Source organism: Gordonia malaquae, from assembly GCF_037148075.1.
Lineage (GTDB): Bacteria > Actinomycetota > Actinomycetes > Mycobacteriales > Mycobacteriaceae > Gordonia > Gordonia malaquae.
In genome coordinates this window covers 308,275-331,970 of record NZ_JBBCUB010000001.1, presented here as the reverse complement: position 1 = coordinate 331,970, position 23,696 = coordinate 308,275, and the positions used below count along the sequence as shown (strand labels likewise).

Below are 23,696 nucleotides of genomic sequence, written 5' to 3'. Positions count from 1 at the left end.
CCACCCCACCACCAAGAAGGACACCCCATGAAGACCAAGGCAGCTGTACTCCTCGAAGCAGGCAAGCCGTTCGAGATCATGGAACTCGAACTCGACGGCCCCGGCCCTGGCGAAGTGCTGATCAAGTACACGGCCGCGGGCCTGTGCCACTCGGATCTGCACCTCACCGACGGCGACCTCCCGCCCCGCTACCCGATCGTCGGAGGCCACGAGGGCTCGGGAATCATCCAGGAGGTGGGCCCCGGTGTGACGAAGGTCAAGGCGGGCGACCACGTGGTGTGCAGCTTCATCCCGAACTGCGGCACCTGCCGCTACTGTTCGACGGGCCGCCAGAACCTCTGTGACATGGGCGCCACCATCCTGGAGGGATCGATGCCCGACGGCACGTTCCGGTTCCACGGCAACGGCGTCGACTTCGGCGCGATGTGCATGCTGGGCACGTTCTCCGAGTACGCGACGATCTCGCAGCACTCGGTGGTCAAGGTGGACGACTGGCTTCCGCTGGAGACCGCCGTCCTGGTGGGCTGCGGCGTCCCCTCCGGCTGGGGTACCGCGGTCAATGCGGGCAACCTCCGCGCGGGCGACACCGCCGTGATCTACGGCATCGGCGGCCTCGGCATCAACGCCGTTCAGGGTGCCGTCGCTGCAGGCTGCAAGTATGTCGTCGCCGTCGACCCGATCGCGATGAAGCGCGACCAGGCGCTCCAGTTCGGCGCGACCCACGCCTTCGCGACCGCGGAAGAGGCTCAGGAGAAGGTCACCGAGCTCACGTGGGGCCAGGGCGCCGACGCCGCGCTCATCCTCGTCGGCACCGTCGACGTGCCCGTGGTTCAAGCCGCGACCGCGGCGATCGGCAAGGGCGGACGGGTCGTGATCACCGGCCTGGCCGACCCGACCAAGCTCACCGTCCAGGTGTCGGGCACCGATCTGACCCTGAATCAGAAGACGATCATGGGTTCGCTGTTCGGTTCGATGAACCCGCAGTACGACATCGTCCGCCTGCTTCGCCTGTACGACGCGGGAGAGCTCAAGCTCGACGAGTTGGTCACCAAGCGCTACTCACTCGAAGACGTCAACCAGGGATACGAGGACCTTCGCAACGGTCTGAACGTCCGCGGTGTCATCGACCACGCGTCCTAGACCAGAAACCGAGTGAGCGGGTGCCGCTGATCATCAGATCGGCGGCACCCGCTCTCGCGGTTGTGGGTTCAGAAACGGTGCGACCGACTGACAAAACGGTGAAGGTCGGCATCCGGCGGCGCGTCGCGCAGTCTCTCACTCGCCACGACCATCCGATCGAACAGCGGCAGCCTTGTCGAAACCGCGACGACAGGCGTGTTGTCGACACACCGCATCAGGAACGGCACATCCGAACGCGTCGGTTCGACGACTCGATCGTCGAGTTGGTGACCGGGAGGCTCATGTACTCGACGCTAGCCGCCACGGCCGCGACTGTCGACCGTTTGACCGACAACGTGTGTCGTGGGCACGAGATCCGCTGAGATCCAGGCAATGAGAACACGGCTGCCCCGCGGGCCCCATTCCCGTGCCTGTCTCACACCTCCCTGCTTCGCTCAACCGCTCAGCGTCAGGGCCGTCGTCAGCTGCTCGGTCCAGGTGTCGACCACTTGGGCGCGGCGTTTGGAGTCGTCGGTGAGAGTGTCGGCCAGCCCAAGACCTCGCGCGAGGTCGAGGGTGGCCTGGGCGAGTCGGAAGGCGCGCGGATCGGTTCCATCGGGGTCGAAACCGTTGAGCGTCATGCGGTGCGCGGCACGCGCGAACTTCGCCTCGAGCGGTGTGATCTGTTCACGAAGCAGTTCGTCGGACGCCGCGGCTGCCCACACCTGCAGGGCGGCTTTGAACTCGCGACCGGTGTAGATGTCGACGGCACGGTCGACGACGAGCCGGATCCGTTCGGGCCCAGCCGGCAGTTCGGCGCGGGACTCCGCCATCGAGGTGAGCTGCGTGAACATCTCCTCCAGCGCCGCGGTGATCAACGCTTCCTTTGTCGGGAAGTGATGCTGCGCAGCCCCGCGCGACACTCCGGCCTCCTCAGCGACCCGCGCGACCGTGGCCGACGCCCACCCGTGCTCGGCGAGGATGTCGAGGGTCGAGGACAGGAGCCGCTCCCGGGTGATCCGGGAGCGGTCCTGCTGTGGTTCCCGCGACGGCTGGGTCACGACGAACTCGCGTCCCACGCGGCTTTCCGCTTGGTCAGGAACGCCGTCATCCCCTCGCGCGCCTCGTCGGAGGCGAACAGCGCCGCCGACTCAGATGCCCGCGCGGATGCGCTCTCGCGGAAGTCTGCGAGGAGCGCGGCCGTTGTGAGACGCTTCGACGCCGCCAGCCCCTGCGGCGACGCCTTTCGGATGCCCTCGCAGATCGCGTGCAGTTCGTCCGACACCTCGTCGGTTGATCCGAGGGCCTTGCTGACCAGGCCGAACGACTCCGCCTGCTGCGGGGTGAACGTCTCACCGGTCAAGAAGTAACGTCCAGCCGCACGCGACGTCATCTTCGGCAGCAGCACGATCGAGATCATCGACGGCGCGAGACCCAGCCGCGACTCGGTGAGCGCGAAGGTGGCGGCAGGACCTGCGAGCGCGATGTCGGCCGCTCCGAGGAGTCCGAACCCGCCCGCGCGAACGTGCCCGTTCACAACGGCGATCACCGGTTTGGTGATCTCGAGCATCGCGCTCATCAAACCGATCATCGCCTCGGCGCCTTCGGCGGTGGCCTCCTCGGGACTGAGTCCCCGACCCAGTGCCTCGCGCAGGTCGCCTCCCGCGCAGAACGTTCCACCCGTGTGGGTGAGCACAACCGCGCGAATGTCCTCGTCTGCGGCAGCATCGGCCAAGGCCGACCGCAGTTGGGACACGAGCACCGAGCTCAACGCGTTCCGATTGCCTGGCGAGTCGAGGGTGATCACGGCGACCGCCGCGTCCACCTCGCTCCGGACCAGAATGTCGTCGCCCATCTCAGTACGACTTCGGGAGACCGAGGCACGTCTGCGAGACGAAGTTGAGGATCATCTCGCGGCTCACCGGCGCGATCCGCGTCAGTCGAGACAGCGGAAGCATCGCGGCGAGGCCGTACTCGACTGTCAGCCCGTTTCCGCCGAGCGTCTGCACTGCCTGATCGACGATCTTCGCGGTCGCCTCGCCTGCAGCGTACTTCGCCATGTTGGCCGGCACCGCCGCACCCCAGTCGTCGCCCGCGTCGTACAGCGTCGCGGCCTTCTGCATCATCAGCTTCGCCATCTCGAGCTCGATCTTGCCCTGCGCGAGCGGGTGGGCGATCGCCTGGTGCGCGCCGATCGGCGTCTTCCACACACTCCGCTCGTTGGCGTATTCGACGGCACGTTCGAGTGCGTAGCGCCCCATGCCGACGGCCGACGCCGACGCCATGATTCGCTCCGGGTTGAGGCCCGCAAACAGCTGCGACAGCGCAGCATCCTCGGAACCGACAAGAGCATCAGACGGCAGACGGACATCGTCGAGGAAGAGGGTGAACTGCTTCTCCGGGTTGATGATGTCCATCTCGATCACCTGGGCTTCGAACCCAGGTGCGTCGGTCGGCACGATGAACAGCGCCGGCTTGAGGCGACCCGTCTTCGAGTCCTCGGTACGGGCGACGATCAGGACTGCTTCGGCCTGGTCGACACCGGAGATGAACACCTTCCGACCGGACAGCAGCCAGTCGTCCCCGTCGCGCCGGGCTGTTGTCGTGATCTGATGCGAGTTGGAGCCCGCATCGGGTTCGGTGATGCCGAACGCCATGGTGATCGAGCCGTCTGCCAGCCCCGGGATCCACTTCTGCTTCTGCTCATCGGTGCCGAACCGAGCGATGATGTTGCCGCAGATCGCAGGCGACACGACCATCATCAGAAGGCCGCTGCCACCAGCCGCCATCTCTTCCATGACGATCGCGAGCTCGTACATGCCCGCACCGCCGCCGCCGTACTCCTCCGGCAGGTTGACGCCGATGAAGCCGAGCTCGCCTGCCTCCTTCCAGAGTTCGTCAGTCTTGCGACCGGCGCGCGCACAGTCGATGAAGTACTGGTGGTCGTACTTCTTGACCAGCCCGGCAACGGCCTCTCGCAGGGCAGCGCGTTCTTCTGTCTCGATAAAGCTCATGGGTGTTGTTCCCCTACTCTTCAGTCGTCGGATTCGGACGAGATCACGGCGAGCACATCGCCGACGGACAGTTGACGGCCCACTTCCACCGCGAGCACCGACACGATGCCGTCGGCGGGTGCACTGATGGTGTGCTCCATCTTCATGGCTTCAAGCCATAGCAGCGGTTGCCCCGCGGTGACACGATCACCCTCGCTGACCGCAACACGGATCACGGCGCCGGGCATCGGGGCGAGCAGTGATCCCGGGCGCTCCTGCGCGGCCGGGTCGACGTAGCGCGGGACCCGCGTCAACGACACCGACGCTCCGGGCCAGTCGACGTGTACCGCGTCGCCGACGACAGTGACCCGGTACCGGCGCGTCACGCCCGCCGTTGACAGGACCGCCTCGGTCGGAGCGATCGACACGACGGCGGTGTCGGCGAGGTCGGGCACCTCTGTTGTGGTCCGCCCGATCCGATACCGTGCGACGATCTCGTCGCCCGCAGCGGTCGTGTAGCTCTTCGACTGGAAGTCGGAGGCGATGTTGCGCCATCCCGACGGGAGCGAACCGAGCATGCGGGCCGACGAACGGTTGGCAGCCGACTGAGCGAGAGCGGCTGCCACGGCGGCGACTCGCGTGGCGTCGTCGGAGGCCAGCGGTGCGGACAGGACGTCGAGTCCGACGGTGTCGAGGTACGCGGTGTCGGTGTTCCCGGATAGGAACGTCGCGTCGCGCAGAGTGTTGACGAGCATGTCGCGGTTGGTGACGAGGCCGTGGATCTTCGCGTCCGACAGTGCCCTCGCGAGCATGGCCGCCGCGCGATCGCGGGTTGGCGCGACCGAGATGACTTTGGCGAGCATCGGGTCGTAGAACGTCGAGATCTCACTGCCGTCGGCGATGCCGGAGTCGACCCGCACGCCGGGCCGGTCGAGGAGTTCAAAACGGGCGTCGGCGGGCAGGTCGATCGTGGTGATCGTGCCCGACTGCGGCTGCCAATCGTTCGCCGGGTCCTCCGCGTAGAGACGGACCTCGATGGAGTGACCCGATGTGGTCGGCTCCTGCGCGGGCAGCGCTTCGCCCTCGGCGACGCGGATCTGCCATTCGACGAGGTCGGTGCCGGTGGTCAGTTCGGTGACCGGATGTTCCACCTGGAGACGCGTGTTGGTCTCCAGGAAGAAGAACTTCCCGTTCTCATCGGCGAGGAACTCCACCGTGCCCGCACCTCGGTAGCCGATGGACTCGACGGCCGTGCGCGCCGCGGCGTACAGGCGCTCTCGCATGTCGCCACCGATCCGCTCGACGAGCGGTGCAGGCGCCTCCTCCACCACCTTCTGATGGCGACGCTGGATGGAGCATTCACGCTCGCCGACCGCCCAGACCGTGCCGTGCGCGTCGGCCATCACCTGGACTTCGATGTGGTGCCCACGCTCGATGTACGGCTCGCAGAACACTGTCGGGTCGCCGAATGCCGATTCGGCTTCTCGGCGTGCGCCGGCGACCTGGTCGGCGAGTTCGGACAGGCCGCGGACGACACGCATTCCGCGTCCGCCGCCGCCCGCGGAGGCCTTGATGAGCAGCGGAAGATCGTCGGCGGTGACGTTCTCCGGGTCGATGTCGGTCAGCACGGGGACTCCCGCGGCCGCCATCAGTTCTTTGGCGTTCACCTTGGACCCCATCGCAGTGATCGCGCCCGCGGGCGGACCGATCCAGGTGAGCCCGGCGGCGACGACTGCCTCGGCGAACTCGGCGTTCTCCGACAGGAATCCGTAGCCGGGGTGGATCGCGTCGGCGCCCGCCGCCTGCGCGGCGGCGATGATCTGCTCCGACCGCAGATAGGTCTCGGCCGATGTCGAGCCCGGCAGGTGAACGGCGGCGTCGGCCTGCCGGACGTGCGGGGCGTCGGCGTCGGGATCGGAGTAGACGGCCACGGTCCGCAGGCCGAGCGCCTTCGCGGTGGTGAACACGCGGCACGCGATCTCACCGCGGTTCGCGACGAGGACTGACGTGATCGGCGTCGGGGTGATCGGGTTGGTCATCTGATGCCTCACATCCGGAAGACGCCGAAGTTGCTGGTGCCCTCGACCGGGGCGGTAGCAATGGCGGACAGGGTCTGGCCGAGAATCGTTCGGGTGTCGCGCGGGTCGATCACACCGTCGTCGTAGAGCATTCCGGACAGGAACGTCGGGACCGACTCGATCTCGATCTGAGCTTCGATCATGGCGCGCATGCCTGCGTCCGCCTCTTCGTCGACGACGCCGCCGCGGGCCTCGGTGGCCGCACGGGAGACGATCGAGATGACACCCGCGAGCTGTGCCGCGCCCATGACGGCACTCTTGGCGCTCGGCCACGCGAACAGGAACCGCGGATCGTAGGCGCGGCCGCACATGCCGTAGTGGCCTGCGCCGTAGCTGGCGCCCATCAGGATCGAGATGTGCGGGACCGTCGAGTTCGACACCGCGTTGATCATCATCGCGCCGTGCTTGATGATGCCGCCCTGTTCGTACTCCTTGCCCACCATGTAGCCGGTGGTGTTGTGCAGGAAGAGCAGCGGAGTGTCACTGCGGTTGGCGAGTTGGATGAACTGAGTCGCCTTCTGAGCTTCCTGGGAGAAGAGGACTCCCTGTGCGTTGGCGAGGATGCCGACCGGGTACCCGTGGACGGTGGCCCACCCGGTCACCAGCGATGTGCCGTACTCGGGTTTGAACTCGTCGAAGTCGCTTCCGTCGACGATGCGCGCGATCACCTCGTGCGGATCGAACGGGATCTTGAGGTCCGACGGAACGATGCCCAAGAGATCCTCGGCGTCGTACTGGGGCTCGACGACCGCTGAGGGCGTCGGTCCCTGCTTGCGCCAATTGAGGCGTGCGACGATCCGACGTCCGATGCGGACCGCGTCCTGCTCGTCGGCGGCGAGGTAGTCGCCGAGACCCGACACCCGAGCGTGCATCTTGGCGCCGCCGAGTTCTTCGTCGTCGCTCTCCTCGCCGGTTGCCATCTTGACCAGCGGCGGACCTCCGAGGAACACCTTCGAGCGATCGTCGATCATCACGACGTGATCACTCATGCCGGGGATGTACGCGCCGCCGGCCGTCGAATTGCCGAAGACGAGGGCGATCGTCGGGATGCCTGCCGCCGACAGTCGGGTGAGGTCGCGGAACATGCGTCCGCCGGGGACGAACACTTCCTTCTGCGTCGGGAGGTCGGCGCCTCCGGACTCGACCATCGAGATCACCGGCAGACGGTTCTGCATCGCGATGTCGTTGGCGCGCAGCACCTTGCGCAGAGTCCACGGGTTCGACGTGCCGCCCTTGACCGTCGGGTCGTTCGCGACGACCAGGCACTCGACACCCTCGACCACGCCGATGCCGACCACGACGGAGGCACCGACGGTGAACTGCGATCCGTGTGCGGCGAGCGCACACAGTTCGAGGAACGGCGAGTCCTCGTCGATCAGCAGCTCGATACGCTCACGCGCCGTCAGCTTCCCGCGCTTGCGGTGTCGCTCCACGTACTTCTCACCACCGCCGACGAGCACCTTGCGGAACTCGACGTCGAGTTCGGCGAGTTTGGCGTTCATCGCCTCGACGTTCGCGACGAACTCGTCGGACGTGGTGTCGATCTTGCTTCTCAGAACAGTCATCGTGTGCCCTTTCCCTTCGCCCGTGCGGTCGTGCTCATCCCTGGTACCCCAGCACCTTGGCCGCGAGACCCGTGAGGATCTCGTTGGTTCCGCCGCCGATTCCGATGATGCGGATGTCGCGGTACTGGCGCTCGATCTCCGACTCCCGCATGTAGCCCATGCCGCCGTGCAGCTGGACCCCCTTGTCGATGACCCATTCGGCTGCTTCGACGGCGGTGTTCTTGGCGAAGCAGATCTCCGCGAGCATCGGATCGCCGTTCATCATGTGCCGGTCGACGACAGACCGCGTGTAGGTGCGTGCGACGTCGACCTTGCGGGCCATCTCGGTGACCGTGTCCTGCACCGACTGGCGCTTGATCAACGGCTTGCCGAACGTGTCGCGGTTGCGTACCCATTCCAGGGTCAGGTCCAGCGACCGCTGGGCCTGCGCGTACGCCTGCACGGCGAGCGCGGCCCGCTCGGACACGAAGGCCTGCGCGATCTGCGCGAAGCCCGAGTTCTCCGGGCCGATGAGGTTCTCCACCGGCACCCGACAGTCGACGAACGACAGTTCGCCGGTGTCGGACGCCAACCACCCCATCTTCTCGAGCTTGCGGTCGACGTTGAAGCCGGGTGTCCCCTTCTCGATCACGAGGAGGGACACGCCTGCCGCGCCGTCTCCGCCGGTGCGGACTGCGGCCACGATGTGGTCGGCGCGCACCGCCGAGGTGATGAACGTCTTGGCGCCGTTGACGATGAAGTGGTCGCCGTCGCGCTTCGCCGTGGTGCGCAGGTGGCCGACGTCGCTGCCGCCGCTGGGCTCGGTGATCGCGAGGCTGCTGATCTTGTCGCCGGCGAGGACCGGCGCGACCCACTTCGCGAGCTGTTCCGGGGTCCCGTTGTTCGCGATGTGCGGCGTGGAGATGCCGCACGTGAACAGGCTCGCGAACACACCGCCGGACACACCGCGGTAGTGCAGTTCCTCGCAGACGATGAGCGCGTCGATCCCGTCGCCGCCGCTTCCGCCCTTCTCCTCGGGTGTGCCGAGACCGAGGAGGCCGAGCTCACCCGCCTGCTTGTGGAGTTCTCGCGGGATCAGTCCGTCGCGTTCCCACTGGTCCTGGAACGGCAGGATGTGTTTGGTCGCGAAGTCTGCGGCCAGACTGCGCAGGTCACGACGTTGTTCGGAATCCCAAATGTCACTGGGGATGGGCATGAATTTCCTCTCCCGCTCCACGAGCGAGCTTGTTCCTGCTCCTGGGCGAGTTTTCCCTGCTCCTTGAGCGAGCGTCTTCCCCGCTCCTTGAGCGAGCTTGCGAGTCGAAAGGTCAGCGACCGAACCGCTCAGGCACGTCGACGACGCGGGAGCGGAGCCATTCGCCGAGCCCCTTGGCCTGTGGGTCGAAGCGGACGTTCTCGGCGACACCGCGCCCGAGGACGCCTTCGATGACGAAGTTGAGGGCGCGAATCTTGGGCAGTCGGTATCGATGGACGGTCAGGGCCGCGATCTCCGGGAGGAGTTCCTTGATCCGGTCCACGGTGAGCGTCTGATCGAGCCAGGCGAACTCGTCGTCCGACCTGACCCAGACCCCGATGTTCGCGCTCCCGCCCTTGTCGCCGCTCCGCGCGCCGACGATCTCACCGATCGGAGCACGTCGGGTCGGGCCCCAGTCGCCGATCGGTCCGGAGTCGGGCACGCTCACGTCACGCGTCGGTTCGGTCCGCATTGGCGACGGTTCGATGAGGACGGAGACTCCGTCCGGCTGGGTCACCCGATGCTCCACCACGCCTGCGTCGACGTAGCCGGGGACGAACACGCCGTACGGTGCGCCGTTCCCGGGCGGGGCGGTGAGGGTGAAGCCCGGGTAACTGGCCAACGCCAGTTCAACGGCGGTCGCGCTGAAGGCGCGGCCGACTGCGTTCGGGTCGGTGTCGCGAGCGACGCACCGGAGCAGTGCACTGGCCTGTTCCTCGGTGTCTGCGTCCGGCCGGTCCAGGCGCGACAGTTCCCAGGTGAGTTCGGCGGGCGACGTCGGCAGTGCGGCCTCGAACTGCTCCTGGAACAGCGCGGCCTTGTCTTCGATGTCGAGCCCGGTGAGGACCACGTCGATCTGGTTGCGGATGCCTGCGAGGTGATTCAGCGACACCTTCAGCTCTGACGGCGGGGCCTCGCCCCGGATGCCGCTGACGCCGACGCGGTCGGGCCCTTCTTGCGTCACCTCGATGGTGTCCAGGAGTGCGGTCGCATCGGGGTTGTAGTACCGCGGGCCTTGGATCTCGTACAGCAGCTGCGCCGTGACGGTCCCGACGGTGACCGCCCCACCGGTTCCTTCGTGCTTGGTGATGACCGACGACCCGTCGGCGGCCACCTCCGCGATCGGGAATCCGAGGCGGCCCATCGGAATCTCCTTGAAGAAGGAGAAATTGCCGCCGGTGGCCTGGGTGCCGCATTCAATGATGTGGCCGGCCACGATCGCACCCGCGATCGCGTCGAGGTCCTTGTAGCCCCACCCGAAGGCCGAGGCCGCAGCTCCCACGGTGAGCGACGCGTCCGTCACCCGGCCGGTGACCACAACGTCGGCACCACGATCGAGAGCGGACTTGATCCCGAACCCACCGAGGTAGGCGTTGGCCGTGATCGGGGTTCCGAGACCGAGTTCAGCCGCGCGCGGCTGCAGGTCGTCGCCGTTGACGAAGGCGATCTGTGCATCCACGCTCAGCTTCTCCGACAGCTCACGAAGCGCGACGGCGAGGCCGTGCGGGTTGAGTCCGCCAGCGTTGACGACGATCTTGACACCCTTGTCGACGGCCAGTCCGAGGCTCGTCTCCATCTGCCGAAGGAAGGTCTTGGCGTATCCGCGCGACGGGTCCTTGAGACGGTCGCGACCGAGGATCAGCATCGTGAGCTCGGCGAGGTAGTCGCCGGTCAGATAGTCGAGGTGACCGCCTTCGAGCATCTCGTGCACGGCGGTGAGCCGGTCGCCGTAGAAACCGGACGCGTTGCCGATGCGGACGGCGTTCGTCATGTCAGTTGCCTTCCGTGGAGGGTGCGCGGCCGGTTCCGGGCGGACCGGCGAAGCATTGAGCGATGCGCGACCAGGCGCGCGCATCGTCGCCGATCAGTTCGAGATCGAGGTCGGCCACCGCACGCCTCTGGGTGACCAGTTCGCAGAAGTCCACGGCGCTGCCGCGCACGATGTTCGATGCGTCCTCAGGGCCCCACGTCCAGACCGCGCCGCTGGGACCGGTCATTTCGTAGCGGAACGGTTCGGCGGGCGCGTTCTGTCCGTTCACCATGTACGCGAAGTCGCGGGTGCGGACACCGATGTGCGCGACGTTCCGTATCCGGTCGGTCGGCGTGCGCTGGACACCGAGAGCGTCGGCGACGTCGAGTCCGTGCGCCCACGTCTCCATGATGCGCGCCGTCATCATCGACGGCGCCGACATCGGAGGACCGAACCACGGGAGCTTCACCCCGTCTTCGACGGCTGCGAGCGCGATCAGCAACTGCTCGCGAGTGCGTCGCCAGTCGGCGAGGAGTTCAGCTGGAGTCCGCTGCGCCTCTGCCTCCGCCGCAGCGTCGACGAAGCCGAGCGGATCCTGACCTGCTTCAGCGAGCTGCGCCGCGAACTCGTCCGGATCAGTGGCCGCCAGCAACGAGACGCGATCAGTCCACACGATGTGCCCGATCTGATGAGCGATGGTCCATCCCTCCGCGGGCGTGAGCGTGGCCCACTGGTCGTCGGTCAGTTCCGCGACCAGACCGTCCAACGACTCGTATTCGTCCCGCAGGTCCTCTGCAATCGACATGCGTCGAGCGTCACACAGCCGCCACAATAAATCAAGCACGCCTGATTGTTTCTTCACCGAGTAAGCGTTCGCTCAGGAATGTGCTAAACACGAGACATGACCTTCACGCCCACAGACGCTTTCCACGCCTTCGCCGTCGGGCGTGAAGACGACAGTCCGATGGTCCAGATGACGCAGGCCCTCGGCACGCGGATGACTGACCACCGCGGCCTCATTGACCTGCCCGCTCTCGCGGTGCTGTTCGACGACCTCGGCGGCCACCCGTTCTGGGTCGCCGACCAGAGCGCCACCACGATGCAGGCACGACTGTCCATGTCGATGCTCGACCGACCCGACGTGACCGAGCGGCTGACCGCAGTCGCCGATCTGCGCCTGCACAACAAGCTGTACGGGTCGACGACCGTCGACATCACCGGCGACGCCGGACGACTTCTGTGCATCGGCAATGCCCGCAACGTGCGCGTTCAGCGGGAGTTGGTCGTCGCGGGCGACGGCGTCCCTCACCTGCCGGCACCCGTGACGCCGAACGAGGCGGCGATCGTCGGCGCACCCGACCCCGACCTGTCCGGACGCGCCGTCATCGACCGGATCGTGGCAGGAGACGCGCCGATCGGTCCACTCAGCGAGTTGCTCAACGGGTCGATCACCGCGGTCGCCGATGACGGCCTGACGTTCAGCTGCGTCGGCGAGCAGTGGATGGGCAACGTGATGGGCACCATGCACGGCGGAGTCATCGGCGCGATAGTCGCACAGGGCTGCTCATTCGCCGCCCAGTCCGCGATGCGGCCGGGCGGCCAGTATCAACTCGTCGACTTCACCGTCGCCTTCCTTCGCTCACCAGAGGTCGACGGACGGAGCGTTCACGTCCGCGCCACGCCGGTCAAGCTCGGCCGAAGGCTCTCGATCTTCGACGCCGAACTCCGCGACGACGAGGGGACACTCCTGGCCCGTGCCACCGCGGACGTCCGCTTCGACCTCTGAGCGAGAATCACTCTCCCTGCAGCACCTTCTGGAAACGGCGCATGCCGCGGATCCAGCGGTCGTAGTCCGAACCCTTGTGGCGGTACATCTCGAGCACCTCGGCGTGCGGAAGGATCAGGAACCGCTCCTCGTCCATCGCGGCGAGCACGGCGTCGGCGACGTCGGCGGGTTCGAGGACCGCGCCGGCCGACGTGACTGCCTTGGCCGCGGTTGTCGACAGCGCCGCGTCGTCGGTGAGGAGTTTCGTGTTGACGCCCATCGGGCACAGGCAGCTGACTCGGACGCCTTGATCGCCGTACGTGACCGACAGCCATTCGGCGAACCCGACGGCGGCGTGCTTGGTGACCGCGTACGGAGCCGAGCCGATCTGGGTGAGCAGACCCGCCGCCGAGGCCGTGCTGACGAAGTAGCCCTCGCCGCGCTCCACCCACCCGGGGACCAGCAACTGCGCCGCACGGATGTGGCCGCGCAGATTCACGTCGATCACCAGGTCCCACACGGCGTCGTCCTGCTCGAGTCCGTCGCCCGCCCCGATCCCCGCGTTGGCGAAGTAGAGATCCACGGGCCCGAATCGCTCTTCGGCACGGGCGATGACATCGGCGATGTCGGCCGCCGAGGATGCATCGGCACGCACGGCGACGGCGGCGCCCGGAGCCTGGGACTCGATCCCGGCGATCACCTCGCCCATGCCGACCTCGTCGAGGTCGGAGAGGACGACTCGCGCTCCGTCGGCCACGAGCCTCCGGGCGATGGCGGCACCGATTCCGCTGCCCGCTCCGGTGACGACGGCGACTTTTCCCGAGACCTTCATAACTCCTCCTCCAACGACTGATCCGATGACCGACCGCTCACTCGGCAGCCGTTCCCGCAGCGTGCCACATTCGATCAGCGCAGGTCAATGGCTACAAAACCAATCCTTGACAAACGCGTCAACCGTCTGACTAGATATATGCACCAGCATAGAAACTATGCGTATGCATATTCCACTAGTTGCTCTATCCCAGGAGTCACCATGCCCGAGGCCGTCATCGTTTCCATCGCCCGCTCCCCCATCGGCCGCGCCATGAAGGGATCACTCGTCGGGATGCGGCCCGACGATCTGGCCGCCCAGATGGTGCAGGCCGCACTCGACAAGGTCCCGTCCCTCGACCCGAACGACGTCAATGACCTCATTCTCGGATGCGGCCTCCCCGGCGGCGAGCAGGGTTTCAACTTGGGCCGCAACGTCGCCATCGAACTGGGCTACGACTCCATCCCCGGCACCACCGTCACGCGCTACTGCTCGTCGTCACTCCAGACCACACGAATGGCGATGCACGCGATCAAGGCAGGCGAAGGCGACGTGTTCATCTCGGCAGGCGTCGAGACGGTGTCGCGTTTCGTGAAGGGCAACTCCGACTCCCTCCCCGACACCCAGAATCCGCTCTACGACGACGCGCAAGCCCACACCAAGGAACTCGCCACGGGCGGCCAGGAGTGGACCGATCCGCGCGAGTCTGGCAACGTCCCCGACGCATACATCGCAATGGGCCAGACGGCCGAGAACGTCGCCCAGATCACCGGGATCACCCGTGAAGAGCAGGACCGCTGGGCGGTCAGCTCGCAGAACCGGGCCGAAGCGGCGATTGCGGCAGGATTCTTCGATCGGGAGATCACGCCGGTGACGCTGCCCGACGGCACCGTCGTCTCCACCGACGACGGCCCGCGCGCAGGCACGACATACGAAGGCATCAGCGGACTCAAGCCCGTCTTCCGCCCGGACGGCACGGTCACCGCAGGCAACGCCTGTCCGCTGAACGACGGCGCTGCCGCACTCGTGATCATGTCGGACACGAAGGCGAAGGAACTCGGCCTGACGCCATTGGCGCGCATCGTGTCGACCGGCGTGTCCGGCCTGTCGCCGGAGATCATGGGCCTCGGCCCGATCGAGGCGTCCAAGCGCGCCCTTGCGATCGCAGGGCTCGGCATCGACGACATCGACCTGGTCGAGATCAACGAGGCTTTCGCCGTGCAGGTCATCGGCTCCGCACGCGAGCTGAAGATCGACGAGGATCGACTGAACGTGTCCGGAGGCGCAATCGCCCTCGGTCACCCCTTCGGCATGACCGGTGCGCGCATCACCGCAACTCTCCTCAACAACCTCCGCACGCACGACAAGCAGTACGGTCTCGAGACCATGTGCGTCGGCGGCGGCCAGGGCATGGCGATGGTCCTGGAGCGGCTCAGCTGACCTCCAGCAGCTGACAGCTGACGGCCTCGGCCTCTTCCCGCAGCACCCGGCCACCCCCACCGGCAACATTTAGGCTAGGCTCACCTTTGTGAGCAGAACCGTTGTCGTGACCGGAGCCGCAGGAGGGATCGGGGCCGCGTGCGTCTCCACCCTCAACGACAGAGGCTGGACGGTGATCGGGCTCGACGTCGACGACAGCGACACCTCGTGGGCGTGCGACGTGACGTCGCTGACCGACGTGGAGCGGGTCGCCGCACGCGTCGCCGATCTGGGCGGATGCTCCGCCCTGGTCAATGTGGCAGGCATCCTCCGGCCTTCCCGTGTCGCCGACATCTCCGCCGGCGACATCCGCGCCATGCTCGACGTCAACGTGCTCGGAGTACTCCACGCCCTGCAGGGGTTCGCCGAACAACTCGTCGACAATCGAGGCGCAGTGGTGACTGTTGCGTCAAACGCTGCAGGAACACCGCGCATGTCATTGGGCGCCTACGGCGCGACAAAGGCCGCCGCCACCATGCTCACTCACTCGTTCGCGCTGGAGAACGCGGCGTCGGGCGTCCGAGGCAACGTCGTTCAGCCGGGTTCCACACGAACGCCGATGCTCGAGAGCCTGTGGTCGTCGCCTGCTGACGAACAAGCGACACTTCGCGGCGACCTCGCCGCTCATCGGCTCGGCATCCCACTCGGCCGGATCGCCGAACCGACAGACATCGCAGCCACCGTGGCGTTCCTGATCAGCGACGACGCCCGCCACATCACCCTTCAGGAGCTGTACGTGGACGGAGGTGCAACGCTATGACGGCGGCGATGCGATGGAGGTCGGCGAGCGTCGACCTGTCGGCGAGCGCCCTGCTCAGCGAAGGACCGGCCGCACTCGATCACACCCGGTTCGCACAATCAATGCAGGCCGCGGCCGCCGACGCCCACCGCGGGCGGGTGTTCGCCGCACTTCCCTTCCGTCGTGATCAGGCGTCGACGATTGTTCTCCCGATCGGTCCTGAACCGGAGCGCCGGGCGATCGAGGAATCGGAGTTTCGCGATGGAGGCCAGTCGTCGCCGGACGACTACCGTGACGGTGTCCGCCTGCTGCTCGAGGCTTTCGCCGACGGAGACGTCGAGAAGGCGGTGCTCGCACGGTATCGCGATCTGTCGTGCACCGAGCCTTGCGATCCGCTGGCGATCGCTGGACGTCTGGCCGCCGACAATCCTGCAGCATATGTCTTCGCGTTGCCCGTGGCCGACGGCCGACATCTCGTCGGCGCCAGCCCCGAACTGTTGATCGCCAAATCCGGAACGAGCGTCCGTTCTCATCCGTTGGCCGGCTCAGCGCGACGCTCTCCGGATGCGGCGACCGACCGCGCCCGTGCAGACGCGCTCACGGCGTCCGAGAAGGACCGCCGCGAACACGCGTACGTGGTCGACGCCATCTGCGACGTGCTCGCCCCGTACTGCGCGCGTCTGAGCGCTCCCGAACCGGGATTGCTCGGCACCGACAGCATGTGGCACCTCGGCACCGAGATCACCGCGGAACTCCGAGATCCGGAGTTGCCCGTGGGCGAACTCGCCGCACTGCTGCACCCGACACCCGCCGTCTGCGGCACCCCGCGAATGGCGGCATACGACCTGATCAGCGAGGCCGAATCATTCGACCGCGGCTTCTTCGCCGGTGCCGTCGGATGGTCCGACGCCCACGGCGACGGCGAGTGGGCCGTCAGCATCCGGTGCGGCGACGTGTGGTCGGACCGGATCCGCGCCTACGCGGGCGCCGGGATCGTCGTCGGCTCAGAACCTGACGCCGAACTCGCCGAGACGTCCGGAAAGCTGTCGACGTTCCTCGCCGCTGTCTCGACCTGAACTGGGACGACCCCATTCACCGGTCACCCGGGCAGGAACGCCATCTGCACCCCGCCGGTGGCGAAGTTGGCCACGTCCGCGCCCGCCGCTCGCCCCTCCGGGGACCCGAGGCCCGCAGCCGCCGCTTCGCGCGACTCGAACTGCAACTCGGTGATGATGTAGAACGCGGGTTCACTGCCGTCGAGCGTCTCGCACTTGGTGACCGTCGCGCCCTGCAGTCCGGGCATCTTCTGCGCGATCGGCATGTGGGTGTCGTGGTAGTACTCGTCGAAAGCCGCCGCGTCGGTGGGCTGGCCGTAGATGACTGCGACTCGATACATGGGCGCTCCTGAGTTGTTCGCGTGCGGGCCGGTCAATGCGTGTGCGCGCCGTCGCGCTGCTCCGACCGAAGGGTTCCGACGTCTGCGACGTAGTCGCGGCCGGTCGCCTCCAGCATGAACGGCTGCAGCACACTTCGCTGACTGTCGGTGAATCCCAGCATTCCGAAGCCGAGATGGAGACTGGGACGATTCGCTGGACTACCAGACCATCGCCAGCAGCTGATCGAGGCCGATGAGAACCGCGATGAACACGATCATCGTCAGGATCCGATCCCACCAAGGATGCTCCAGTCTCCAACCCTCATAGCGTCGGACCAACTGTGACGGCCCGGCACCCCCGACCCGGTGCCGCCCGCCGCCGGTCGTGGAACGTTCCGCTGAACTCGAATCCAATTGATACTCCCCCTCAGGATCTGCCCTGCTCGTCGCGACCTTCCCCTGCACGTCGCACGAGCTCCCCCGCTCGTCGTGCGAGATTCCCCCTGCACATCGCACAAGTTCCCCACAGCACGTCGCGCGACGTTTCCTCTGCTCCTTGAGCGAGCTTGCGAGTCGAAAGGTCTCGCCTCACCACGACGGCAGGAAGACTACTACGCCCAAGCCAGTGCCGGGCGCGGACGCCTTTCGACTCGCAAGCTCGCTCAAGGAGCAGAGGGCGAAGCTCCCTCGAGAACCATGGGGAAGCTCGCGCGAGGAGCAGGGGACGCGGGCCCGAGAGCGGGGACCGCTACACGACCGAGAGCGGAAGTGGTCGCGATGGTCCGCGATCGGTGAAGGTGAACGACGATCCCGCCGAGAAGCGGACGATCGCCACCTCACCGCATTCACGCTGCGCTTCGCCACGACCGATCCGGACGACGGTCTCCTCGCTCCCATCGACCTCCGCCTCGATCGACTCCCCGACCACCCACGTCGGGTCGATCGCAGTCGCCGCGGCCTGCAGCGACGCGAGGCGTCCGGATACCAGCAACCGCATCCACCCACCGTCCTCGAGTGCCGCCGACGTGTGCGGGATGTGCACCTCGACGTGCTCGTCGTCGATCAGTTCGGCGCGGAAACCCGTGTACTGGACCGGCCCGAAGACCGGATTCAGGTTGAGCGCGTCGACAAGCGCCGCCGCGTCGGTCTTGCTGTCCAGCACTGCCGCGGCGACCCGTTCGGCGGCGATCCCCGCGATGCCGGTGAGCTGTTTGTCGAAGATGTCGTCGGCTGTGGCCTCGTCGGTCCGTCGACGCACCGAGTCCAAGAAGCCGAGCGCCAGCAGTTGATGCTGCAGTGTCACTTCTTCGACGATCCGAACGAGCGCCGACGTGGACCACTCATCGAACGCCAGGTCGTCCACGACCGGCCCCCGATAGTCGACGAGCCCGTCGGTCGCGTCGGCGTCGATCTGGCTGAGCTCGATGGTCGCGGCCCGCGTGGCGAGCATCGGCTTGGTCACCTCCGGCAGCGGCAGTTCATCGCGATCGGGCTCGATCGTGATGGTCCACTCGCAGTGCGGCGAACGATCCACGGGCACGCGGGGCGGGCGATGGACCGGCCGGATCCGGGCACGACGGTTGGTCGCGATGGCCGTCGCATCGAATGTCGGGTCCTCGATGGTGTGACACATCGTGGTCACGTACTCGTCGCCCATCGGCTCCACGTCGAGCAGCGCACCGCAGTGGTCGAGGACAAACGACCCGTGATACTCGTCGTCGATCCGGTAGCGGAAGTCCATGAACTGCGGAGGAGCCCCGATGTCGAGTTGCAGGCACTTGATCATGTCGGCGACGCCGTCGCCGTCGATCCCCAGCGCCGCCCTGATCCGGCCGGTGTAGACCGGGCTCGCCGCCATCCATTCCTCGATCGCGACCTCGCCCATCCCGTCCCGGCCGAACGCCGCGATCAGATGGGCCATCCCGCTGCGGTCGATGAGCTGGCCGGTCAGGAGCAGTTCAGGGACGATGGTCGCGAGCTGATCGTGCGTCAGGCGGTTCGTCACCGGTTTTGATCCCACAGTTCGACGGGAGCGTCGCCCCGCGGGTACCACCCCGGCAGATCGCCCGGCGCGGACTTCTCGATCCGCTTGAGCATCCCGTCGCTGCACGCCTTGTTCGTCAGCATCTCCAGGAACAGCGCCGAGACGTTGCCGAAGTCGAAGAAGTCGCGCTGCCAGCGGAACTGGAAGTTCCCGCCGTACTTGAACCAGCTGCCGCCCAGACCGTGAACTGCGTAGTGCGACCCGTCTTCACGCGTGCCTTCATTGATCTGCCGCCACAGGCCGATCATGTCGCCGGTCTGCTCGTCGATCACCCACGCTTGATACGGGTACTCCCAGCCCTCGAGGCCCTCCATCTCCTGGCCGAGTGCGATCTCCCGGATCTCGTCACGGCCGACTGCCATGAAGTCCTTCTCCGGACCGTAATTCCAGCCGTAGGTGGCGTCCTCGGTGTAGAACTCCGCGAGCGGGCGCCAGTCGCCTGCCTTCTCCGCCGCGATGTTGGCGTCGAGCCAACGCTGCTTCATCTCGTCCAGTTCACTGCGTTCGAACGGCATGTCAATCCTCCACGATCTTCAGGGCTTGGGTCGGGCAGTATCGGACGGCGGCCTCACATTCGGCGCGCCTCGACTCGTCGGGCGTCTCGTCGAGCAGGTCGACGCTGTCGCGACCGGCCTCGAAGACGTCAGGGGCTTCCAGCTCGCACATCCCGTGCCCCTGGCACAGGTCCAGATCCACGACGACGCGCATCGCTCAGTTCCCTCCGGACGTGGCAGCGCGACGCTGATCGGATTCGGCCCGCTCGCTGCGCTCCCGGCGCCGGTACGCCACGCGGCAGGGCTGTTGAAGTTGGACGACCATCTTCGAGTGGTCGTTTCGGTAGGTGTCCGGATCCTGTGCGAGCGAGAACTCGTAGTTGCGAAGCAGGACCGAGAAGATGGCTTTGAGCTGCATCATCGCGAACTGTGCACCGACGCAGCGATGGCGTCCCGCGCCGAACGGAATCCAGGTCCATCGATTCACCAGGTCTTCCTGGCGGCCGTCGGCGTAACGGTCGGGGTCGAACACGTCCGGATCGGGGAAGTCGTCAGGCAGGCGGTTCGACACCGCGGGCGACACCGCGATGGACTGTCCCTTGGCGACCGTCACTCCACCGACGTCGAACGCCTCCTGGACCACGCGCATCAGGATGATCAGCGGCGGATGCAGGCGCAGCGCTTCTTTGAGCGCGCCTTCGAGTTTCGGGATCTGACGCATAGCTGCAAACGAGTACTCGGTTCCATCGGCATAGATGCCATCCAGCTCGTCGGTGACCTGAGCCAGGTACTCGGGGTGCTTGAGCAGTTCGATCAGCGTCCACGCGGCGGTGCCCGACGTCGTGTGGTGACCGGCGAACATCATCGAGATGAAGATGCCGGTGACGGTGTCGGCGCTGAACATGTACGTGCCGTCGTCGTTCTTCAACGACACCAGTACATCGAGCAGGTCCCGATCGTCCTTGTCGGTGGGCGGGTTCGCGATGCGGCGTTCCATCACGCCGCCGATGAACTCGACGAGTTCCGCACGCGCGGCGTCGCGGCGGCGGAAGCTCTCGATGTCGGCGTGCATGTCCACGTACGCGATCGGGTCGGTGCCCTTCTCGAGCTCGTGGTACAGGTGTGCGATGTGACCGGACAGCTCCTCGCGGAACTTGCGTCCGATCAGGCAGGACGACGACGTGTACAGCGTCAGTTCGGCGAAGAACTCCAGCAGGTCGATCTCACCTTCGTCGCCCCAGTCGGCGATGATTCGTTCCACCTCGTTCGGGATGGTGACGGCGTGCTGCTTCATGTGCGCGCCCTTGAGCGCCTGGTTGTGCAGCATCTCCGACCGGCGTTCCGGGCTGGTGTCGAAGACGACGCCCTCGCCGAAGATCGGGGTCATGAACGGGTACGCGGCACCCTGGTCGAGAACCTCGTCCGGGGCCCGGAAGAACTCTTCGTTGGCCGCGGCGCCCGACACGAGCACCACGTCGCGGTCGGCGAGTTGGAAGTAGCCGACGTCGCCGCATTCGTCGAGGACGCGCCGGAACAGGCCGATCGGATCACTCGCGAGTTCATCGAGATGCCCGTGCTCCCCCGTTCCGCCGGACACGCGCTTGGCGGTCACGCTGTTCATGAGTTCTCCTTCGATCGAGTGAGCTTGCCCTCGGCCTCCACGTCGACGGCCTTCATGTGCGCCCCCGGAGGGAGCGTGACCATGGAGACCACCGCGTGAGCGAGGTTCTCGGGGCTGAGGAAGTGGCCGTGTCGAGCGAGGCCGAACGCGATCCAGTCGTTCAGCATCCCTTCGGTGGCCTGCTGGTCGAGGTTCATGCCCATTCCGGTGAGCGTCTGACCGGGCCGGACGAGACCGGCACGGACGCCGGTCCCCTCGAGTTCCATATGGGCGGTCGCGACGAGTCCCTCCACGCCGTACTTGGCGGCGACGTACGCGGACGACCACGGTCGCGGATGAGCGACGACGTCGGAACTGATGAACACGAAGTCGCCGCGTCGACGTTCGATCATCGACGGCACCGCGGCACGATAGAGGCGGTAGGCGCCTACGAGGTGGATGTCGATCTGCGACGCCCACTCGTCGACCGGCATCTCGTGAGCCCGCCCGATCTGCAGGTCTCCGGCGCCCGCGACGACGATCTCGATGTCGCCCAGGGCCTCAGTGGCCTCGTCGAACGCCGCGACGACGGAGTTGTTGTCGGTGACGTCGAGTGCGACGGCGACCGCTTCACCGCCCGCGTCGACGATCTCCGCGGCGGTCTGCGCACACTTCTCGACGCGGCGCGCGCCGAGCGCCACCGGGTATCCGAGCGCGCCGAGGGCTCGGGCCGTCGCTTCGCCGATCCCCGACGACGCTCCAGCGACCAGTACCGGGCGACGTTCTGGATGTGGCTTGAAACCCATCGCGATCACCGAGCCTTCACGGTCATGGGGAGATCTGCGAAGCCGCGGACGTTCACCGAATGGACACGGACTGACCGTTCGACGTCGACGTCGAACGAGCGGACAGTGCGGGCGATCTGAGCCAGTCCGATCTCGGTCTCGAGTCGCGCCAGATGTGCGCCGAGACAGAAATGGGTGCCGAGGCCGAAGCTGAGGATGGTTCGCGAGCTCTCGCGACCGATCCGATACTGGTCGGCGTCGGGTCCGAACACCTCTTCGTCGCGGTTCGCCGAACCGACGAGCAACAGCACACGATCGCCCGCGGGGATCGTCTTGCCGCCGTACTCCACATCCTCGAGCACCCGGCGCAACAGCATCTGCGTCGACGTGTCGTACCGCAGCGTCTCCTGCACCCAGGGTGCGACGGCGTCTAGTGCGTCGTCGTGCGACGTCGACGCGGCGATCACCGACGCCACCTGGTCGGGGCTCTGCGCACCCCAGAAGATCGAGTTGGCGAGCAGCTTCGTGGTGGTCTCGTTGCCCGCGACCACCATGAGCATCATGAAACCGATGATCTCCTGGTCCGTCAGTGCGGTCCGCTCTCCGCCCTCCACCAGTTCGGCGGCAGTGAGGGCGGAGATCAGATCGTCGCCGGGGTTCTTTCGTCTCTCGGCGAGCAACGACGTGTAGAACCCGTGGAGATCGAGGTACGCATGGATCGCGGCCGGCGGGACGTCGGTGACGCCTTCCTCCCGGTGGATCAACAGGTCGGACTGCTTGCGAAGATGGGCTCGATCGGCCTCCCCGACGCCGAGAAGCTCGGAGACGACGTCCATCGGAAGCAATCCGGCGAAGTCGTGGACGAAGTCGAACTCACCCATCTGCAGGCACCGGTCCCAGTGCTTCGCAGTGAGTTCGGTGATGCGCGGCGCGAGCTCAGACACCCGCCGCGGCGTGAAGCCCTTCGAGACGAGCTTCCGAAGCCGGAGATGACGCGGATCGTCCATCGCGAGGAAGCTCATCGCGTACTCGGCGTTCGGGTTGTACGACGCCGGGTCCATCGAGACGCCCCAGCTGTTGGACAGGCGAACGTTGTCACGGAACGCGTCCGCGACGTCCTCGTGTCGGGCGAGCGCCCAGAAGTCGCCGTCGGTGTTGCGGTAGACGGGGGCCTCGGCGCGCAGACGCGCATACGTTGGATAGGGATCCTCGTGAAAGTCGTAGTCGTACGGGTCGAACGGGATGCTGTTCTGCATCCCCGAGGTGAGGACGGTCATTTCTGTCCCATCAGTAGGTGAGCGGCCGCGACGAGCCGCTCAGAGGTGGCTTCATAGCTGAGGTGGCCCATGCCCGCGGTGACCAGGCCACCCGCATAGAGCATCTGCAGGGCGTCGATCACCTGCGCGGAGTTGTCCAGTTCGTCGCCGACGGCTGCGGCGAGGCGATCGTGGATAAACCCGCCGATGCGCCAACGGAGGTGCTCCGACTCGGGGTCCCCGCCGAGGAGAGCCACCGTGACCGCGGCACCGAGCTGCCCATCGCCCGCCACGACCATCGCGACGCCACGGAGCACTTCGGCGACCCGGTCGTGCGGAGATGCAGACGGATCGGGTTCGGGCACGCCCACTGCGAGCCTGCGCCAGAACACCTCGGCGACGAGGTGGCTCTTCGAGCTGAAGTAGGTGTAAGCCGTCGCAGGCGCGACACCGGCGCGTTTGGCGACGTCTCGCACCGACAGCTTCTCGTAGCCTTCGACGGAGAGGATCTCGATCGCGGCGTCAGCCATTTTGGAGATCTTCTCGGCCTGCTGCGGTGTGAGGCGGCGACGGGTTGATTCGCTCTCGACGGATGCGGTCATGTCGATC

23 protein-coding genes are annotated in these 23,696 nt (G+C 66.6%); 5 read left to right on the top strand and 18 right to left on the bottom strand.

What is annotated here, in order from left to right; translation table 11 throughout:
- The first annotated feature begins 27 nt into the window (after positions 1-27).
- Complete coding sequence (locus WFK36_RS01735) at positions 28-1,140, top strand: NDMA-dependent alcohol dehydrogenase (RefSeq protein ID WP_336789145.1); 1,113 nt, start codon at positions 28-30, stop codon at positions 1,138-1,140.
- A gap of 434 nt (positions 1,141-1,574) precedes the next feature.
- Here WFK36_RS01735 and WFK36_RS01730 read toward each other — a convergent pair whose 3' ends face one another.
- The 8 genes from WFK36_RS01730 to WFK36_RS01695 all read right to left on the bottom strand — a co-directional run bounded on the left by WFK36_RS01730 (position 1,575) and on the right by WFK36_RS01695 (position 11,544).
- Positions 1,575-2,198, bottom strand: a complete 624-nt coding sequence (locus WFK36_RS01730) for a TetR/AcrR family transcriptional regulator (protein WP_336789143.1) — start codon at positions 2,196-2,198, stop codon at positions 1,575-1,577.
- Positions 2,177-2,974 (bottom strand): enoyl-CoA hydratase family protein, encoded by a 798-nt coding sequence (locus WFK36_RS01725; RefSeq protein ID WP_336789141.1) that lies wholly within the window; start codon positions 2,972-2,974, stop codon positions 2,177-2,179. The genes WFK36_RS01730 and WFK36_RS01725 overlap by 22 nt, the downstream gene beginning before the upstream one ends.
- A 1-nt stretch (position 2,975) precedes the next feature.
- On the bottom strand, positions 2,976-4,133 hold the full coding sequence (locus WFK36_RS01720; protein ID WP_336789139.1) for an acyl-CoA dehydrogenase family protein: 1,158 nt from the start codon (positions 4,131-4,133) through the stop codon (positions 2,976-2,978).
- A 20-nt stretch (positions 4,134-4,153) separates the two neighbouring features.
- Positions 4,154-6,151 (bottom strand): ATP-binding protein, encoded by a 1,998-nt coding sequence (locus tag WFK36_RS01715; RefSeq protein ID WP_336789137.1) that lies wholly within the window; start codon positions 6,149-6,151, stop codon positions 4,154-4,156.
- Between the two features lie 8 nt (positions 6,152-6,159).
- Entirely contained in the window at positions 6,160-7,755 is a 1,596-nt protein-coding gene (locus WFK36_RS01710; RefSeq protein WP_008376124.1) for an acyl-CoA carboxylase subunit beta, read from the bottom strand.
- A gap of 34 nt (positions 7,756-7,789) precedes the next feature.
- Positions 7,790-8,950 (bottom strand): acyl-CoA dehydrogenase family protein, encoded by a 1,161-nt coding sequence (locus WFK36_RS01705; protein WP_336789134.1) that lies wholly within the window; start codon positions 8,948-8,950, stop codon positions 7,790-7,792.
- A gap of 112 nt (positions 8,951-9,062) precedes the next feature.
- The gene (locus WFK36_RS01700; protein WP_336789132.1) at positions 9,063-10,760 is read right to left on the bottom strand and encodes an acyclic terpene utilization AtuA family protein; all 1,698 of its coding nucleotides are present in this window, start codon (positions 10,758-10,760) and stop codon (positions 9,063-9,065) included.
- Position 10,761: 1 nt separating this feature from the next.
- Positions 10,762-11,544 carry a TIGR03084 family metal-binding protein gene (locus WFK36_RS01695; protein WP_336789130.1) on the bottom strand — a complete coding sequence of 261 codons (783 nt, stop codon included), beginning with the start codon at positions 11,542-11,544 and terminating at the stop codon, positions 10,762-10,764.
- A gap of 96 nt (positions 11,545-11,640) precedes the next feature.
- Here WFK36_RS01695 and WFK36_RS01690 point away from each other — a divergent pair, with 96 nt between their 5' ends.
- Positions 11,641-12,525 (top strand): PaaI family thioesterase, encoded by an 885-nt coding sequence (locus WFK36_RS01690; RefSeq protein WP_336789128.1) that lies wholly within the window; start codon positions 11,641-11,643, stop codon positions 12,523-12,525.
- A gap of 7 nt (positions 12,526-12,532) precedes the next feature.
- Here WFK36_RS01690 and WFK36_RS01685 read toward each other — a convergent pair whose 3' ends face one another.
- Positions 12,533-13,336 carry an SDR family oxidoreductase gene (locus tag WFK36_RS01685; RefSeq protein ID WP_008376132.1) on the bottom strand — a complete coding sequence of 268 codons (804 nt, stop codon included), beginning with the start codon at positions 13,334-13,336 and terminating at the stop codon, positions 12,533-12,535.
- Between the two features lie 201 nt (positions 13,337-13,537).
- Between WFK36_RS01685 and WFK36_RS01680 the strand changes: the two genes are divergently transcribed.
- From WFK36_RS01680 to WFK36_RS01670, 3 genes are all read left to right on the top strand, one after another.
- Positions 13,538-14,755, top strand: coding sequence for an acetyl-CoA C-acetyltransferase (locus WFK36_RS01680; protein WP_336789125.1), 1,218 nt, complete (start codon positions 13,538-13,540; stop codon positions 14,753-14,755).
- Between the two features lie 88 nt (positions 14,756-14,843).
- Positions 14,844-15,554, top strand: coding sequence for an SDR family oxidoreductase (locus WFK36_RS01675; RefSeq protein ID WP_336789123.1), 711 nt, complete (start codon positions 14,844-14,846; stop codon positions 15,552-15,554).
- On the top strand, positions 15,551-16,609 hold the full coding sequence (locus WFK36_RS01670) for an isochorismate synthase (RefSeq protein WP_336789121.1): 1,059 nt from the start codon (positions 15,551-15,553) through the stop codon (positions 16,607-16,609). The genes WFK36_RS01675 and WFK36_RS01670 overlap by 4 nt, the downstream gene beginning before the upstream one ends.
- A gap of 23 nt (positions 16,610-16,632) precedes the next feature.
- On the opposite strand, the gene WFK36_RS01665 is transcribed toward WFK36_RS01670, so the two are convergent.
- The 9 genes from WFK36_RS01665 to WFK36_RS01625 form a co-directional block, all read right to left on the bottom strand.
- Positions 16,633-16,929: an EthD family reductase gene (locus tag WFK36_RS01665; protein WP_008376139.1), complete on the bottom strand. Its 297-nt coding sequence runs from the start codon at positions 16,927-16,929 to the stop codon at positions 16,633-16,635.
- Positions 16,930-17,127: 198 nt separating this feature from the next.
- The gene (locus WFK36_RS01660) at positions 17,128-17,322 is read right to left on the bottom strand and encodes a hypothetical protein (RefSeq protein WP_336789118.1); all 195 of its coding nucleotides are present in this window, start codon (positions 17,320-17,322) and stop codon (positions 17,128-17,130) included.
- Positions 17,323-17,656: 334 nt separating this feature from the next.
- The gene (locus WFK36_RS01655) at positions 17,657-18,913 is read right to left on the bottom strand and encodes a hypothetical protein (protein WP_336789116.1); all 1,257 of its coding nucleotides are present in this window, start codon (positions 18,911-18,913) and stop codon (positions 17,657-17,659) included.
- The gene (locus WFK36_RS01650) at positions 18,910-19,467 is read right to left on the bottom strand and encodes a nuclear transport factor 2 family protein (protein ID WP_336789114.1); all 558 of its coding nucleotides are present in this window, start codon (positions 19,465-19,467) and stop codon (positions 18,910-18,912) included. The genes WFK36_RS01655 and WFK36_RS01650 overlap by 4 nt, the downstream gene beginning before the upstream one ends.
- Position 19,468: 1 nt before the next feature.
- The gene (locus WFK36_RS01645) at positions 19,469-19,660 is read right to left on the bottom strand and encodes a ferredoxin (protein ID WP_008381700.1); all 192 of its coding nucleotides are present in this window, start codon (positions 19,658-19,660) and stop codon (positions 19,469-19,471) included.
- Positions 19,661-19,663: 3 nt separating this feature from the next.
- Entirely contained in the window at positions 19,664-21,067 is a 1,404-nt protein-coding gene (locus WFK36_RS01640; RefSeq protein WP_336789111.1) for a cytochrome P450, read from the bottom strand.
- Positions 21,064-21,852 carry an SDR family oxidoreductase gene (locus WFK36_RS01635; protein WP_336789109.1) on the bottom strand — a complete coding sequence of 263 codons (789 nt, stop codon included), beginning with the start codon at positions 21,850-21,852 and terminating at the stop codon, positions 21,064-21,066. The genes WFK36_RS01640 and WFK36_RS01635 overlap by 4 nt, the downstream gene beginning before the upstream one ends.
- 5 nt (positions 21,853-21,857) lie before the next feature.
- Positions 21,858-23,108 carry a cytochrome P450 gene (locus WFK36_RS01630; protein WP_008381695.1) on the bottom strand — a complete coding sequence of 417 codons (1,251 nt, stop codon included), beginning with the start codon at positions 23,106-23,108 and terminating at the stop codon, positions 21,858-21,860.
- Complete coding sequence (locus WFK36_RS01625) at positions 23,105-23,689, bottom strand: TetR/AcrR family transcriptional regulator (RefSeq protein ID WP_040520776.1); 585 nt, start codon at positions 23,687-23,689, stop codon at positions 23,105-23,107. Before WFK36_RS01625 ends, WFK36_RS01630 begins: the two co-directional genes overlap by 4 nt.
- Positions 23,690-23,696: the final 7 nt, after the last annotated feature.